The sequence below is a fragment of the Caulobacter sp. NIBR1757 genome, assembly GCF_027912495.1.
Classification (GTDB): Bacteria; Pseudomonadota; Alphaproteobacteria; order Caulobacterales; family Caulobacteraceae; genus Caulobacter.
On the sequence record NZ_CP115463.1, the window covers coordinates 1,472,882 to 1,489,034 of the forward strand.

Annotated in this window: 15 protein-coding genes; 10 read left to right on the plus strand and 5 right to left on the minus strand. The window is 68.5% G+C overall.

The genetic code is table 11. The annotated features are described in order from the left end of the window. Positions 1–42: 42 nt before the first annotated feature. The 3 genes from O5I81_RS07165 to O5I81_RS07175 are packed head-to-tail and all read right to left on the minus strand — an operon-like array spanning position 43 to position 3,956. Positions 43–1,674, minus strand: coding sequence for a sulfatase-like hydrolase/transferase (locus tag O5I81_RS07165; protein ID WP_271068260.1), 1,632 nt, complete (start codon positions 1,672–1,674; stop codon positions 43–45). 24 nt (positions 1,675–1,698) lie between these two features. Next, entirely contained in the window at positions 1,699–2,769 is a 1,071-nt protein-coding gene (locus O5I81_RS07170; protein WP_271068261.1) for an MBL fold metallo-hydrolase, read from the minus strand. Beyond that, positions 2,766–3,956 carry a DsbA family protein gene (locus O5I81_RS07175; RefSeq protein WP_271068262.1) on the minus strand — a complete coding sequence of 397 codons (1,191 nt, stop codon included), beginning with the start codon at positions 3,954–3,956 and terminating at the stop codon, positions 2,766–2,768. The genes O5I81_RS07170 and O5I81_RS07175 overlap by 4 nt, the downstream gene beginning before the upstream one ends. A 108-nt stretch (positions 3,957–4,064) precedes the next feature. Here O5I81_RS07175 and O5I81_RS07180 point away from each other — a divergent pair, with 108 nt between their 5' ends. From O5I81_RS07180 to O5I81_RS07225, 10 genes are all read left to right on the plus strand, one after another. Continuing rightward, positions 4,065–4,958, plus strand: coding sequence for a haloalkane dehalogenase (locus O5I81_RS07180; protein WP_271068263.1), 894 nt, complete (start codon positions 4,065–4,067; stop codon positions 4,956–4,958). After that, positions 4,955–5,362: a DUF1330 domain-containing protein gene (locus O5I81_RS07185; RefSeq protein WP_271068264.1), complete on the plus strand. Its 408-nt coding sequence runs from the start codon at positions 4,955–4,957 to the stop codon at positions 5,360–5,362. The genes O5I81_RS07180 and O5I81_RS07185 overlap by 4 nt, the downstream gene beginning before the upstream one ends. Beyond that, entirely contained in the window at positions 5,347–5,766 is a 420-nt protein-coding gene (locus tag O5I81_RS07190) for a hypothetical protein (RefSeq protein ID WP_271068265.1), read from the plus strand. The genes O5I81_RS07185 and O5I81_RS07190 overlap by 16 nt, the downstream gene beginning before the upstream one ends. Positions 5,767–5,813: 47 nt before the next feature. Continuing rightward, on the plus strand, positions 5,814–6,398 hold the full coding sequence (locus O5I81_RS07195; RefSeq protein WP_271068266.1) for a TetR/AcrR family transcriptional regulator: 585 nt from the start codon (positions 5,814–5,816) through the stop codon (positions 6,396–6,398). Further along, a complete protein-coding gene (locus O5I81_RS07200; RefSeq protein WP_271068267.1) occupies positions 6,395–7,528 on the plus strand; it encodes a glutathione S-transferase N-terminal domain-containing protein in 1,134 nt (377 codons plus the stop codon). Before O5I81_RS07195 ends, O5I81_RS07200 begins: the two co-directional genes overlap by 4 nt. Next, on the plus strand, positions 7,513–8,466 hold the full coding sequence (locus O5I81_RS07205; RefSeq protein WP_271068268.1) for a formylglycine-generating enzyme family protein: 954 nt from the start codon (positions 7,513–7,515) through the stop codon (positions 8,464–8,466). Before O5I81_RS07200 ends, O5I81_RS07205 begins: the two co-directional genes overlap by 16 nt. A 12-nt stretch (positions 8,467–8,478) precedes the next feature. Further along, positions 8,479–9,426, plus strand: a complete 948-nt coding sequence (locus O5I81_RS07210; RefSeq protein ID WP_271068269.1) for a nitronate monooxygenase — start codon at positions 8,479–8,481, stop codon at positions 9,424–9,426. Positions 9,427–9,576: 150 nt separating this feature from the next. Continuing rightward, complete coding sequence (locus tag O5I81_RS07215; RefSeq protein WP_271068270.1) at positions 9,577–10,371, plus strand: RNA methyltransferase; 795 nt, start codon at positions 9,577–9,579, stop codon at positions 10,369–10,371. A 61-nt stretch (positions 10,372–10,432) separates the two neighbouring features. Beyond that, complete coding sequence (locus tag O5I81_RS07220; protein ID WP_271068271.1) at positions 10,433–12,535, plus strand: catalase; 2,103 nt, start codon at positions 10,433–10,435, stop codon at positions 12,533–12,535. Between the two features lie 49 nt (positions 12,536–12,584). Beyond that, positions 12,585–12,752, plus strand: a complete 168-nt coding sequence (locus O5I81_RS07225) for a hypothetical protein (protein ID WP_271068272.1) — start codon at positions 12,585–12,587, stop codon at positions 12,750–12,752. Positions 12,753–12,978: 226 nt separating this feature from the next. Here O5I81_RS07225 and O5I81_RS07230 read toward each other — a convergent pair whose 3' ends face one another. Beyond that, positions 12,979–13,470: a DUF6702 family protein gene (locus tag O5I81_RS07230; protein ID WP_271068273.1), complete on the minus strand. Its 492-nt coding sequence runs from the start codon at positions 13,468–13,470 to the stop codon at positions 12,979–12,981. 3 nt (positions 13,471–13,473) lie between these two features. After that, complete coding sequence (locus O5I81_RS07235) at positions 13,474–15,852, minus strand: M1 family metallopeptidase (protein ID WP_271068274.1); 2,379 nt, start codon at positions 15,850–15,852, stop codon at positions 13,474–13,476. Positions 15,853–16,153: the final 301 nt, after the last annotated feature.

The following is a 16,153-nucleotide window of genomic DNA, read 5'->3' on the forward strand; positions in this document are numbered from 1 at the left end:
ATAGCAGTTGTCGTCTCCGGGGCAAGCCGTCGCGGGGCGCGGCTAGTTGGCCCACATCACGTATTCGCCCTTCATGCTCCGCTCCTTGTTCAGCGGCTCGTCGATGAAGAACGGGGCCTCGACGAGGGCCGGCCACAGGGGTTTGCCCGCCCGGCGGTCCTGCTCGTTCAGCAAGGCCGTCAGCCGCGCCAGCTGGGCCGGTTCGGTGGTCGACAGATTGTTCTGCTCGGTCGGATCGACCGCCAGGTTGAACAGCCAGGCCTTCTTCGGTCGTTCCGACAGCTGCAGCTTCCAGTCGCCGTCGATCACCGAGCGGTAGTGGCCCGAGCGGAAGAACAGCGGACGCGGCGTGGCCTTGCCCGACAGCAGGCTCATAAGGTCCACCCCGTCCACCTTCGGCCCGACCTGCCCCCCGGCCGCATGGGCGGCGGTGGCGAAGATGTCGATGTGCATGGCGCGGTTGGGCGACACCAGACCGGGCTGCACATGGCCGGGCCACTTCATGAAGAAGGGCACGTTGACGCCGCCTTCGAAGAAGGTGGCCTTCCAGCCGCGGAAGGGTTTGTTGATGTCGCGCAGGCCGATGTAGTTGGCCCCGCCGTTGTCGCTGGTGAAGATGACGATGGTGTTCTCGGCCAGGCCCTGTTTGTCGAGCTCTGCCAGGACCTTTCCGACGTTGCGGTCGAGGGCCCGGATCATCGCGCCGTAGACCCGTTCGGTGTGGTCTGGGATGTCCTTCAGCGCCTCATAGTCCGCCTTCGTCGCCTGAAGGGGCGTGTGCGGAGCGTTGAAGGCCAGGTACATGAAGAAGGGCCGGTTGGCGTTGGCGTCGATGGCCTTGACCGCTTCGTCGCCGAAGTAGTCGGTGACATAGCCCTTGGGCTCGAAGGGCTTGCCGCCATTCCAGCGCACCGAATAGGGCAGGTTGGGCCACAGGTATTTGTCGATCGGATCGAACTCCTGCTTGGAGTTGACGACGTTCGGATCGTTGGGTTTGAGGAACATGCCGGCGCCGGCCAGGATGGCCAGGCTGTCGTCAAAGCCCTGGCCGTTCGGCTGCATGGCCGGCGACTCGCCCAGGTGCCATTTGCCGATGTGGAGGGTGCGGTAGCCCTGGGCCTTCAGGGCCTCGGCGATGGTGGTCTCCTCGGCCGGCACGCCCATCTTCTCGACCGGCGGCATGTCCTTGGCGCGATCAGCGTAATAGACCGGCTTGATCGGTCCATCGCCCATGTGGGTGACTTCGCGGGCGAAGCTCTTGGGCACGGCGGTGAATTCGAAGCCGAAGCGGGTCGGGTAGCGACCGGTCATCATCGCCGCCCGCGAGGGCGAGCAGGTGGCGTTGGCGGCATAGCCGTTGGCGAAGCGCACGCCGGTTTTGGCGATGCTGTCGATGTGGGGGGTCGGCACCTTGCCGGCCACGCCCGTGCCGGTGGCGGTGGTGTCGTTGATGCCGAGGTCGTCGGCGACGATCAGGATGATGTTCGGCGGCCGCTGGCCGGCCGGTGGGGTCGCCGGCCCACGCGCCCAGGTGACTTCCTGGTTGGGTCCGATCGGATTCTTCATCCGGCCGATGATGCCCGGCAGATAGATCTTGAAGTGCTGGAAGCCGACGTAGCCGCCGACGCCCAGGGCCACCAGGGCGGCCAGGCCAAACAGGGTGCGCTTTTTCATCTCGTTCCTCCCCAACGTCTGTCTTTAGCGGCCGAGCCGCTTGCGTTCGATCTTCGTCGATCCGGCCGGCAGGCTGATCAGGTCACGGTCGCGGGCCAGCCACAACGGTCCATCATAGAGCTTGCGGGCGTTGCCGACGAACGGCACGTCGAGACCCGGCAGGGGCAGCGGCGGCACCAGGTGGGTCAGCAGCACGGCCTTCACCCCGGCCTCCTTGGCCTCGCGGGCCACGTCCTCGGGACTGGCGTGATAGTTGATGATGTCTTCCAGGATCTTGGCCCGGTTTGTCTGTCCCGCCTTCGTGGCGGCCGCCTTAAGGCGGCGGACCAGCACCGGCGACAGGGCGTCATGGACCAGCAGGTCCGCGCCCCTGGCGTTGGCGACCAGACCAGGGTTGGCCGAGGTGTCGCCGCTGACGACGAGGCTGCGGCCCTTGTATTCGAAGCGGTAGCCGACGGCCGGGTCGACCGGGCCGTGATCGACGCGGAAGGCGGTGACCTTCAGCCCGCCTTCGTTCAGCACCACGACGCTGTCCTGGCCGGCCGGCATGGCGAAGGCCTGGGCCGCGAAGCCGCCGCCGGAGGGCGGGGCGACGGCGGCGCCGTGGTGACCGGTGCGGTAGGTATTGTCGATGGCGTAGGCCTCGCTGAAACCGGCGGCGAGGCGCTCGACGCCGGGCGGGCCGACCAGCAGTAGCGGTTTGGTCGCCGCGCTGCCGATCCAGCGCTGCAGGGCCACGGCGCTGAGGCCGTCGATGTGGTCCGAATGGAAGTGGGTCAGGAACAGGCGGTCGATGCGCCCGGCCGGAATGCCGCCGCCGCTCAGCACCTCGGCCGCGCCCTCGCCGGCGTCGACCAGGAAGACTCGCTGGCCGGCGATGACGGTCAGGCAGGGACCGGCCCGGGTGCGGTCGGGCAGGGGCGAGCCGGAGCCGCAGACGAAGGCGTGCAAGCCGTCGGGAAGGCCGGCGACAGCGTCCGCCTGCATGTTGGTGGCCACGGCCCGGTCGCTGAGCTTCAGCGCGATGGGGCCCCGGAACATCCAGGCCCCGCCAGCCAGAACGACGAGGACGACGAGCGCGACAATCCGTTTCATGCGGCTTCCTTTGCGAGGCGGATGAGGTCCTCTTCGACCGCCCACAGACGGTCCTGGCCCCAGTGGCCGGGCAGATTGCCGACCCGGAACGATGGCACGCCCCACAGGCCAAGCTCGAGCATTTCCAGGCGGTTGGCCTCGGCCATGGCGCGCCAGCTATCGTCCGCCAGGCCGGCGACGACATCGTCGCGGGTCAGGCCTGCCCGTTCGGCCATGGTCCACAGACCCTCGTCGGTGGTGGCGTCGATGGCTTCGGAGAAGGCGCCGCCGAGGAAGGATTCGGCGAAAGCCACGCCCTTGCCCAGCGCCATGGCCCGGCCCAGCACCCCCATGCCGCGCTCGACGCCGAGGCCGACGGGATCGACCGAGCGGCCGAAGGGGATGCCCAGGCGCATGGCTTCGCGCCAGCAGTCGCGGACGATGTAGACCTGCTTCTCACGCGGAACGGGCAGGCCGCGCATGACCATCGGCAGGACGGGTCGCAGGCGCAGGGTCGCGCCGTACCGCTCTGCCAGTTCGCGCACCCGGCGGGCGGCCAGCCAGGTGTAGGGGCTGCGGAAGGAGGCGAAGAAGTCGAGGGTGACCGGGCTGTGCACTTCAGGCGCCGCGCCCTCCTGCATCAGCCGGGCGACGGGTTGCATCCCGGCGCGGCGGTGGGCGGCCAGCTGGCCTTCCAGATAGTGCAGCCGGTCGGGGCCCCAGAACCACATCTCGCCGTGATGGAAGGTGGCGCCGAGGTAGTGGCCGAGCTCCAGCCGGCGGGCCTCGCCCTGGGCCAGGGCCTCGCCGGCCGGGGCCAGCGGGAAGCGTTCGAGGGCGCGGTCGTCGCCGCGCCACAGGGCCTCGCCGATAGCCAAGGCGCGGGCCGCGAAGTCTGGCGCGCCCAGAGCCGCCGCCAGCGCCTGCTGGGCGATGGCGGTCTGCTCGGCGCTCGGCTGGTGGGCGTCCGTCGGCAGGGACAGGTGGTGGGCGGCGGCCAGACGGACGGCGTCGCGCAGGCTCCAGCCGGCCAGACGCTCGCGGTCGGGGGCGGCGCTGTCGATGGGCGGCGGGACCAGGAAGACCTCGACGGCCACGTCATAGGCGGCGGCCAGGCGCGGCAGCAGCTGCACGGCCAGATGGCTGTAGGGATCGTCCGCCTGGTGGAAATAGCGGATCACGCCGCCGGCCGGCTCGCCTTCTGACACCGCGTTTGCTCCCGACTTCAAACAGGCGGCTTGACGCCCCCGAAACAATTGGCACTAATAATGCCAAATTAATCGATGCCGTCAAGGCGATCAGAGGATGCAGTGCGGATGCAGGTGTTGAGAACGCCGGACGACCGGTTCGAAGGGCTGAAGGATTTTGCCTTCGCGCCCCACTACGCGACGGTCGGGGACGGCCTGCGCCTGGGCTATGTCGATGAGGGCCCGCGCGACGCCGCCCCCGTGCTGCTGATGCATGGCGAGCCCAGCTGGTCCTACCTCTACCGCCACATCATCCCCAAGCTGTCGGGCAAACACCGGGTGCTGGCGCCGGACCTGATCGGCTTTGGCCGCTCCGACAAGCCGGCCGACAAGGCCGACTATTCCTACGAGAAGCACGTCGCCTGGATGAGCGACTGGCTGGTCGGCCTGGACCTCAAGAACATCACCCTCTTCTGCCAGGACTGGGGCGGTCTGATCGGCCTGCGCCTGGTCGCCGCCTTCCCGGAGCGATTCGCCCGGGTGATCGTCGCCAACACCGGCCTGCCGACCGGCACGGGCATGACCGAGGGCTTCAAGCAGTGGCTGGAGGTCAGCCAGGCCATGCCGGTCTTCCCGGCCGGGGCCTTCGTCAACATGGGCTCGGGCCGCACCCTCGATGACGCCGAGATCGCCGCCTACGACGCGCCCTATCCGGACGAGTCCTACAAGACGATGGCCCGCATCTTCCCGACCTTCGTGCCGGTGACGCCCGAGCATGCCTCCGTGGCCGAGAACCTGGCGGCGTGGAAGGTTCTGGAAGCCTTCGACAAGCCCTTCCTGACCGCCTTCAGCGACGGCGACCCCGTCACCCGCGGCGGCGAGCGCGCCTTCCAGGAGCGGGTGCCCGGGGCCAAGGGGCAGGCGCACGTCACCATCCAGGGCGGTGGCCACTTCCTGCAGGAAGACAAGCCGGCCGAGATCGCCCAGCTCATCGAAACCTTCATCGCCGGAGACCAACCATGAATGTCGAAAATCACGTCATGCCCAGGCCGGAACAGCTGACGGGCCTGCTCGGCCTGGGCGGCGACCAGCCGATCCAGATGCTCAACCTGCTGAAATTCCACGACATCGCCCAGTACGACGATCCGGCCGAGCCGAAGATCAGCGGCCGCGAGGCCTACATGCGCTACGGGACGCCGATGAGCGCCCTGGTCGCCTCCAAGGGCGGGCGGATCATCTTCTCCAGCAAGATCGACCATCTGGTGATCGGCGAGGTCGGCGAGCTGTGGGACGTCGCCGCCATCATGGAATACCCCAGCCGCGCCGCCTTCGTGGAGATCGCCACCTCGCCGGAAGTCGCGGCCATGGCTGTCCACCGCAAGGCGGGCCTCAAGGGCCAGCTGCTGATCCAATGCAGCCCGGTGTAGCGGCCTCGCGCCTGACGCTTGCGACTCTGCTGTTGCTGGGGCTGTTCAACCTCTGGCGGGGCGGGCTCCATGTCTTCCTTCCGGACAGCGGCGCGGGGTCGATCGCCCACTTCGATCTGTCGCAGGGCGGCCAGACCATCGTCTTCCTGCTGGCGATGACGGGGTCTGGCCAGATCGGCGCCGGCCTCATCGATCTGGCGGTGGCCGCCCGCTTCCGGGCCTTTGCGGTCCCCCTGCTGGTCATTGAGGCGGCCAAACAGGGGCTGGCGCTGTACATTGCCTTTGTCAGCAAGCCGCCGCCCCATGAAGTTCCCGGCCGCGCCGGCATGATCGTGACCCTGATCGTTCTGGGCCTCGCTCTTGGCTGGGAGTTCGGCCGACGCCTGCGCCGCGACCCCGCATGACCGCGGAGACTGGACTTCAGGCGCCGGCGGCGGCAATTGCGCAGGTCATGGCCGCCAACCCTCCCATCGCCACAGACGGCCGCCGCCTGCGGGCCGAGGCCAGCCGGGCCCGCATCGTCGCCGCCATGCTGGAACTGATCCGCGAGGGCAACCCCGCGCCGTCGGCCGAGGCCGTGGCCGACCGGGCCGGCGTCGGCCTGCGCACCGTGTTCCGGCTGTTCAACGACATGGACAGCCTCTACCGCGAAATGCACGCCATGATGCTGGCCCGTCTGGCCCCCATCGCCGCCGAGCCGGTGGTCGGCGAGACCTGGCGGATACGGCTGCGCAACCTGATCCACCGGCGCGTGCGGCTGTTCGAAGAAATGATGCCCTTCCAGGTCGCCGCCGACGCCCATCGCGCCCGCTCGCCCTTCCTGAACAAGACCCATGAGAGCCTGGTGCGGCTGCAGCGCAGCATGGCCACCGCCCTGCTGCCCGAAGAGATCAAGGCCGATGCGGTGCTGGTCGAGATGATGGACCTGGTGATGAGTTTCGATTCCTGGCGTCGGCTGCGGCTGGACCAGACCCTCTCGGTGGACGAGGCCGAGCGGATCATCGCCACCCTGGTGGACCGGGTGATCGGCCCATGACGGCGGCCCTCGTCGATGCCGCACCGGCGGGCGAGGTCTGGCGCGTCCACGGGCTGTCGCTGTCCTATTTCACCGGCAAGATCGAGGCCTACCTGCGGGCCAAGGGCCAGCCCTACAGTCTGATCGAGATGAGCGCCGCCGACCTGCGCGCCTGCGCGGCGGCAACCGGCGTGGCCTGGATGCCGCAGATCGAGACGCCGGAAGGCTGGCTGACCGACAGCCCGCGGATCATCGAGCACCTTGAAGGGCTGCGTCCGCAGCCGGCCATCACGCCCGAAGAGCCTGTGAGCGCCTTCATCGCCGGCCTGATCGAGGATTTCGGCGACGAACAGCTCTGGCGGCCGGCCCTCTACTATCGCTGGGCCTATGCCGAGGACGCCCGGCTGCGGGGCGGGCAGATCGCCGAGACGATGCTCGGCGCCCTGCCACTGCCGCGCTGGTTCAAGCGCGCCCTGATCATCGCCCGCCAGCGGCGGACCTACCTGGCCGGCGACGGCGTCAATGCCGCCAACGCCTCCGCCGTTCGCCAGGAGTATCTGGACATCCTCGATACCCTGGAGCCGGTGCTGGCCAGCCGCCCCTTCGTCATGGGCCAGAGACCGACGGAGGCGGACTTCGGCCTGTTCGGCGGCCTGTTCCGGCATTTTGCCCAGGACCCGACGCCTGGCGCCATCATGGCGCAGCGGGCTCCGTCGGTCCTGGCCTGGACGTCTCGGCTGTGGACCCTGAACCCCGCCGACTTTTCCGAAGCGGTCCAGGCGTCTGGCGCGCCGCCGGGCCTGGAGCGGCTGGCCCTCGCCGTCACCAGCCGCTTCCTGCCGATGATGGCGGCCCATGAGGCGGCCTGGGGCCGGGGTGAGCGCCTCGCCCGCTTCAGCCACTTCGGCGCGGCCTTTGAGACCCCCGTCAGCCCCTACCGGGTCTGGCGTCTGGCGCGTCTGCGCCTGCGGTTCCAGGCCCTCGACGCGACCGCCCGGGCCCAGGTGACCGGCTGGCTCGACGATCCGTCAGCGACGGCCCTGCTCGAACAGGCGCTGGCTGGTCCGCCGCCACCAGAGCCCCTGTCCCTGCCGATCGTCGCCGGCCAACGCCCGGCGCGGCCGCGAGACCGTCAATGGCGACGCTCATGAACCGCTCCTGCCTCCTTTTCGGCCCCGGCCTGCTGGTCGCCCTGGCCCTGACCGCCTGTGGCCCCAAGGCCAAGCCCGTCGCCGTCGATCCGGTCTGCGCGGCCCAGCCGGTCGGCGACGTCGCCCTGAAGGGTGGGACCTTCATCCTGGGCGCCGGCGCCATGCACGATGACGAAGGGCCGCAGCGCACCGTCACCGTCGGCCCCTTCTCCATCGACCGCACCGAGGTGACGAACGCCCAGTTCGCCGAGTTCGTGAAGGCGACCGGCTACGTCACCCTCTCCGAACGCGATCCCGATCCGGCCCTCTACCCGGGGGTTCCGAAGGAACAGCTGAAACCCTCCTCGCTGGTCTTCGTCGGCAATGACGAGGGCTTGGGCGACGGCAATCCGGCCCGCTGGTGGCGGGTCATCGACGGGGCCAGCTGGAAGCATCCCCGGGGGCCGGGCAGCGACCTGAAGGGCCGCGAGCGCTATCCGGTCGTCCATATCGCCTACGACGACGCCCTGGCCTACGCCCGCTGGAAGGGCCGTGATCTGCCGACCGAGGCCGAATGGGAGTTCGCCGCCCGGGCCGGGCATGAGGGCGCCAGGTACGAATGGGGCGACGCGCCGCTCGATGGTCGCAAGCCGCAGGCCAACACCTGGCAGGGGGTGTTCCCGGCCATCGATACGGCGGAGGACGGCTACAAGGCCCGGGCCGCGCCGGTCGGCTGTTTCCCGCCCAGCGCCTATGGCCTCTACGACATGTCCGGCAACGTCTGGGAGTGGACCTCCGACCGCTATCGCGACGGCTCGCGGCTGATCAAGGGCGGCTCGTTCCTCTGCGCCGACAACTTCTGCTACCGCTACCGCCCGGCCGCCCGCCAGCCGGGCCCGCCCGACACCGGCCAGAGCCACCTTGGCTTCCGCACGGTGAAGCGCGGGACAACGCCCTGAGAGGGAAACGCCATGATCAAGAACCGCATCACCGAAATGCTCGGGGTCCAGTACCCCATCGTCCAGGCCCCGATGGGCTGGATCGCCCGCAGCCAGCTGGCCTCGGCCGTGTCGAACGCCGGCGCCATGGGCATCATCGAGACCTCGTCCGGCCAGCTCGACGAGGTGCGGGCCGAGATCGGCAAGATGCGTCAGCTGACCGACAAGCCGTTCGGGGTGAACGTCGCCCAGGCCTTCGTGCGCGACCCCGACATCGTCCAGTTCGTCATCGACCAGGGGGTGAAGTTCGTCTCCACCTCGGCCGGCGACCCGGCCAAATACTGCGGCCAGCTGAAGGCCGCCGGTCTGACCGTCTTCCATGTGGTGCCGTCGCTCGGCGCGGCGCTGAAGGCCATCGAGGCCGGGGTCGACGGGCTGATCGTCGAGGGCGGCGAGGGCGGCGGCTTCAAGAACCCGCGCGACGTGGCGACCATGGTGCTGCTGCCGCTGGTCTGTTCGAAGGTCGATGTGCCGATCATCGCCGCCGGCGGCATCACCGATGGCCGCACCATGGCGGCCGCCTTCGCCCTCGGGGCCGAGGGCGTCCAGATGGGCACCCGCATGGTCTCGGCCGCCGAGTCGCCGGTGCACGAGAACTGGAAGACCGCCATCGTCGAAGCCAAGGAGACCGACACCGTCTTCCTCAACCGCTTCGGCCCCGGCCCGGCGTTGCGGGCCCTGCGCACGGCCAAGACCACCGAATACGAAAAGGCCTCGCCGGAAGGCGGCGTCATGGCCGAGTTCGCCAACGCCCTGAAGCTCTACTTCGGCGGCGACATGGAGGCCTCGATCGCCCTGTCCGGCCAGGTGGCGGGGCGGATCGACAGCGTCCGGCCAGTGGCGGACATCATCCGCGACACCGTGCGTGAGTTCGAGGAAGTCACCGCCGATCTGGGCAGGCGCTACGGAGTCACCTGCTAGATCTGTCATCCCGGAAGCCGCGCAGCGGCTATCCGGGACCCAGGGAGGGCAGGGGCGCCGGCCGCGCAGATTCGACATTCGGGGCCGCGGCCCCTGGGTCCCGGCTCTTCGCTTCGCTACGGCCGGGATGACGGGTAGAGGAGGCGGGCGATGCTGATCCCCATCACCGACCCCGCCGACCCCCGCGTCGAGCCCTACCGCGACATCCGTGAGCGCGACCTCGTCGGCCGGCAGGGCCTGTTCGTGGCCGAGGGGGAGGTGGTGCTGAACCTGCTGGCGCGGTCCAGCCGGTTCGAGGCGGTGTCGGTGCTGATCGACCCCCGCCGCCAGGACAAGCTGGCGCAAACCCTTGATCTCCTTTCAGAAACCACGCCGGTCTACCTCGCCGACCAGGCCGTGCTCGACGCCATTGCCGGCTTCCACCTGCACCGGGGCATCCTCGCCATCGGCCGCAGGCGGGACCCGCCGTCGGCCACGGACCTGCTCGCCACCCTGCCCGAGCGGGCCCTCGTCCTTGCCCTCGTCGGCATCGCCAACCACGACAACATGGGCGGGCTGTTCCGCAACGCCGCCGCCTTCGGGGTCGATGCGGTGCTGCTCGATACCGACTGCTGCGACCCGCTGTATCGCAAGGCTATCCGCGTTTCGGTCGGGGGCGTGCTGACCACGCCCTTCGCCTGGCTGGCTGAGGGCGAGGACCTGATCGCCCTGCTCGGCCAGGCGAATCTGCAGCCCATCGCCCTCAGCCCGGCCGGCCAGACGGTCCTGGCCCGCCTGCCGGTTCCGCCCCGCGCCGCCCTGCTGGCCGGGGCCGAGGGGCCTGGGCTGCCGGACGCCGTCCTCGCGCGCTGCACGACCGTCAGCATCCCGATGGCCGCCGGGTTCGATTCCCTCAATGTCGCCACCAGCGTCGGCATCGCCCTGCACCATCTGCGCAACGGCTAGGAACGTCCGCGCCGGCCCGCCGTTGGGATTGCCAGCAGCAACCCCCGGGCGGAGCGTCCCCATGGCCGACAACAGCAGTTTCAAGACCGATCGCGGCGCCGGGGGGGAGACCCACCAGCATGTGCCCAAGAGCGCCGATCACCAGACCGCCGAGCACCTGACCACCAACCAGGGCATCCGCGTTTCCGACAACCAGAACCAGCTCAAGAGCGGCCCGCGCGGCCCGGTGCTGCTGGAAGACTTCGTCCTGCGGGAGAAGATCTTCCACTTCGACCATGAGCGAATCCCCGAGCGCATCGTCCACGCCCGCGGCTCGGCGGCGCATGGCTTCTTCGAGCTCTACGAGTCGCTCAGCGACATCACCAAGGCCGACCTCTTCCAGCGGGCCGGCGAGAAGACCCCGCTCTTCACCCGCTTCTCGACCGTGGCCGGCGGGGCCGGCTCGGTCGACACCCCGCGCGACGTGCGCGGCTTCGCGGTCAAGTTCTACACCCAGGAAGGCAACTGGGACCTGGTCGGCAACAACATCCCGGTCTTCTTCATCCAGGACGCCATCAAGTTCCCCGACCTCGTCCACTCGGTGAAGATGGAGGCCGATCGCGGCTTCCCGCAGGCGGCCAGCGCCCATGACACCTTCTGGGACTTCATCAGCCTGATGCCGGAATCGACCCACATGATCATGTGGGCGATGTCGGACCGCACCATTCCTCGCTCCCTGCGCACCATCGAGGGGTTCGGCGTCCACACCTTCCGGCTGGTCAACGCCAAGGGCGTCTCCACCTTCGTCAAGTTTCACTGGAAGCCCAAGCAGGGCCTGCAGTCGACCATCTGGGACGAGGCGGTGAAGATCGCCGGCGCCGACCCGGACTTCCACCGCCGCGACCTGTTCGAGGCCATCACCTCGGGCGACTTCCCCGAGTGGGAACTGGGCATCCAGGCCTTCGACCAGGCCTTCGCCGACAGCCTGCCCTTCGACGTGCTCGATCCGACCAAGTTCATCCCCGAGGAGCTGCTGCCGGTCCGCCCGATCGGCCGCATGGTGCTGGACCGCTGGCCGGACAACTTCTTCGCCGAGACCGAGCAGGTCGCCTACTGCCCGGCCAACATCGTGCCGGGCGTCGACTTCACCAACGACCCGCTGCTGCAGGGCCGGCTGTTCAGCTATCTCGACACCCAGCACAGCCGGCTGGGCACCTCGAACTTCCACCAGATCCCGATCAACGCGCCCAAATGCCCGGTGATGAACTTCCAGCGCGACGGTCACATGCAGATGACCCAGCCCAAGGGCCGCGCCAACTACGAGCCCAACTCCCTGTCCGACCAAGGCGAGATCGGCGGGCCGCGCGAATGCCCGGTCACCGGTTTCGAGACCTTCCCGAGCGCCGATGACGCCAGCGAGCAGGGCGACAAGCTGCGGATCCGCCCGGAAAGCTTCGCCGACCACTACAGCCAGGCGCGGCTGTTCTTCCGCTCCCTCGACGCCCCGGAGCAGGCCCACCTGGCCTCGGCCCTGGTGTTCGAGCTTTCCAAGGTCGAGATCGCCGCCATCCGTACGCGGATGCTCGGCAACCTGGTCAACGTCGATCCGGACCTGGCCAAGCGGGTTGCCGACGGCCTCAACATGCCGCTGCCCAAGGCCAGCCCGACCGCCGCCCCGGTGCTGGACATGGACCTGTCGCCGGCCCTGCGGATCATCAGCGGGCCGCTCGACCTGGACACCCTCAAGGGCCGCAAGGTCGGGGTGCTGATCGCCGACGGCTCCGACGCCGCCGAGGTCACGGCGGTGACCACGGCAGTCGCCAAGGCCGGCGGCAAGGCGATGATCATCGCCCCCAGGATCGGCGGCGCGAAACTCTCCGACGGCACGCTGCTGCCGGCCGACGGCCAGCTGGCCGGCACGCCCTCGGTGATGGTGGACGCCATCGCCGTGGTGCTGTCGGAAGACGGCTGCGCGATGCTGCTCAAGGAGGCGGCGGCCGTGCAGTTCGTCATGGACGCCTTCGGCCACCTCAAGGCCATCGGCCATTCGGCGGCTGCCAAACCCCTGCTGGACAAGGCCGGGGTGGAGCCGGACGAGGGCGTCACCGATCTGGGCGCCGACTTCATCGCCGCCGGCGGCAAGCGGTTCTGGGACCGCGAGCCGGGCGTCCGCACCCTGGCCTGATCCTTGCGCGGCGGTCGGAACCGATGGCTCCGACCGCCGTTAGCGCAGGATGCTGAAACTCGCCGGTGTCTTCCTCTTCGTCATGATCATCGCGGGCATCCTGGGCTTCGTCGTCGACGTCGCCGGGACCCTCGCCAAGGTCGCATTCTTCATCTGCCTGATCGGCTTCGCCGTGACGGTCGTCATGAAATGGCTGGGCCAGAAGAAGACAGGGTAGTTCGACGACGCCAGTATAGCACTTGGCGACCGAAAATTAAATCAGCGAAATCAACACACTAAGTCCTATCTGGGTGTCTGCCCGGAACCGCCTTTTGGGCGGCTTTTGTCATACCGGAAGACCACCCCGAACCCACCTTGGAACCACCGTAACTTGGTGGGTTGCGTCCATTGCCCAGGATGGGGCGACATGAATATGTCTAGACATATTCATCGTTTCGCCAGCCCTACTCGAACACCGCCGTCTGCGCGCCGACGCCCGGACGGAAGAGCAGGGTGCGGGTCACCTTGCCGAGGCGGACGTTGACCTGGAATTCCGGGATGTCGGCATCGACCTGCGGCAGCAGGTCGGCCTCGATGACCACGGACGTCACTGGCGTCTTCATCCGGCCCTTGTAGACCAGGGTCAGGTCGTCGCCCTCGGCGTCCCGGCGCTCGTAGCGCAGGGTCTGGCCATCGACGGTGAAGTGGCTCCGCAGGTGGGCGACGAAGGCGTCCATGGCGGCGTCGTTGTCGAGGCTGGGCTGTTCGTCGGGAGCGAGGACGGCCAGGGCCGGTTCGGCGTCGTGGGCGGCCATGCGGTGGGTGACGGTGACCTCGCCGGTTGCCGCGTCGATGACCACCACCGACAGGGTGGCGTGGCCGCGATGGGCCAGCGCCGCGCCGCCGCCGGAAAGGGCCAGCAGCAGCGCGGCGAGGGTGATCCACAGGCGGCGCATCGCCTAGTCCTTCTTCGGGGCCGGTTTGGTGGCCAGGCCGTCGGGGGTCACCTGCAGGCCCATGTCCTTCATGCGGTTGTTCTCCGGATCGTCGGAGGCCGGCTTGAAGGTCAGCGGGGTGATGGCGCGCGGGAAGGCGTTGTTGGCGAGATCGGCGTCGGCCGTCTCCCAGTTCGGATCGATCAGGGCGCTCTTGAGGGTCTTCGGCGTCACGAACTGCCAGGTCACCTGGCGGCTGTTCTTGCGCCAGACCTCGGCCGGGATGCGCACGGTCTGGGTCGTGCCGTCGGTGAAGTCCATCTTCAGGATCACCGGCATGACCAGGCCGCCGAGGTTGCTGAAGGTGAAATGGTAGAAGTTGTCGGTGACCCTCACGGCCTCCAGCTCTTCCGGGCTCAGCCTGGCGAGGGCCTCGCGGCTCTTCTTGCGGTCGGCCTCGGTGACGGTGAACTCGGTGGTGCTGTCGTAGAGATCCCGCACCTTCGGATCGAGCTCGACCACGGTCGGATCGGTGTTGCGCAGGTTGGTCAGGCCGATCGGGTCCTGCTTGGCGCGCTCTTCCTTCAGGGCCTTCTCGCGGACCGGATCGAGGGTGTCGACCCGGGCCTGGACGATCTTGTCGAGCGAGATGTCGACGTGGTCGGTCGAGTAGAACCAGCCGCGCCAGAACCAGTCGAGATCGACGCCGGAGGCCTCCTCCATGGTGCGGAAGAAGTCGTAGGGGGTCGGGCGCTTGAAGCGCCAGCGGCGGGCGTATTCCTTGAAGCTGTAGTCGAACAACTCGCGGCCCAGCACCGTCTCCCGCAGGATGACCAGGGCGGCGGCCGGCTTGCCATAGCTGTTGGAGCCGAACTGCAGCAGGCTGTCGGACTGCACCATGATCGGCACCTGGTCCTTGCTGACCATGTATTCGACGATGCTGCGCGGCTCGCCCCGGCGGGCCGGGAACTTCTCGTCCCAGCGCTGCTGGGCTTGGAACTGGAGGAAGGTGTTGAGGCCCTCGTCCATCCAGGTCCACTGGCGCTCGTCGCTGTTGACGATCATCGGGAACCAGCTGTGGCCGACCTCGTGGATGACCACGCCGATCAGGCCGTACTTGGCGCGGTCGGTGTAGGTCAGGGCCCCCGTTTTCTTGTCCTTGATCGGCCGCGGACCGTTGAAGGTGATCATCGGGTATTCCATCCCGCCGACCGGGCCGTTGACCGATTGGGCCGTGGGATAGGGATAGGGGAAGGCGAACTCGCCATAGACCTTGATGGTATGGGCGATGGCCTTGGTCGAATAGGCGTCCCACAGGGGGCGGGCTTCCTTGGGATAGAAACTCATGGCCATGACCAGCGGCTGGTCGGCGAAGTCCTGCTTCACCCCGACGGCGTCCCAGATGAACTTGCGGCTGGAGGCGAAGGCGAAGTCGCGGACGTTGTCGGCCTTGAAGCGCCAGGTCCTGGTGGCGGTCGCCTTGCCCTTTTCGGCGGCGGCGGCCTCGGCAGGGGTGACGATGTAGAGGGGTTCGGCGGCGGTCCTGGCCTTCTCGAGCCGGGCCTGCTGAGCGGCGGTCAGGACTTCGCCGGGGTTCTGCAGTTCTCCGGTCGAGGAGACGACGTGGTCGGCGGGGACGGTCAGGCTGACGTCGTAGTCTCCGAACTCGAGGGTGAACTCGCCGCCGCCGAGGAAGGCCTTGTTGTGCCAGCCCTCGTAGTCCGAATAGACGGCCAGGCGCGGAAACCACTGGGAGCCGAGGAACAGGCAGTTGCCGTCCTCGTCGGGCTTGGTGAAGCACTCGTAGCCGCCACGGCCGCCGATCACCCGCGTCTCGATCAGGGCCACGGTCCAGTCCATGGCGAAGGTGAAGCTCTGGCCGCTCTTGAGGGGCGTCGGCAGCTCGATGCGCATCAGGCTGTCGACGACGGTGAACGTCAGCGGCGTGCCGTCGGCGGCGGTGATCTTCAGGTTGCTGAAACCGCCTTCCCAGGTCTGGAAGCGCTTGGCCCGGCGAATGGCGTCGTAGGACATCGTGCCCGTGCCGGACACCGTGGCGGAGAGTTCGGAGAGGCTGTCGCGCTTGAAGCGGTTCTGGTCGAGCAGCAGCCAGATGTAGCGCATCTCGTCCGGCGAATTGTTGGCGTAGGTCACCGTGCCCGAGCCACGGATCGACCGGCCCGGCTCGTCGAGGGTGGCGGCCAGTTTGTAGTCCACCTTCTGCTGCCAGTAGCGGTAGCCCGGCGCGCCGGCGGCGTTGCGATAGTCGGTGGGGGTCGGCCAGTCCTCGCCTTCCAGCTGGCGGAACTTGTCCTCGAACGGCGCCTTGGTCTGGCGCAGGGGATCGGCATGGGCCGCGCCGGCGAAGGCCAGCAGACCGAGAACGAGCAGGATGAGACGCAATGGATTGATCCCTGAACAGACAAGCCCGAGGTCAGTTCTAGGGGGGAGGGGGCAGGCTGTCCCCGGCTGGGCGCCGGATGACAGAAGTTTAATGCAGAAAAGGCGGCCCCTTGGGACCGCCTTCGCCGCCTCTGATGATCCGCGCGGGACGCAATGTCCCGGAGGCGCCGCGGAGGGCCCCACGCCCCGGCGACCACGAGGTGGCCGCCGTTCACAGGCACTATCGGCCCGAAAACCGGCCGACTCAACCGAAGGGGACGTCGTAGCGGCCGATTTGGGGTGGTGTGTGGTATCGCCACAA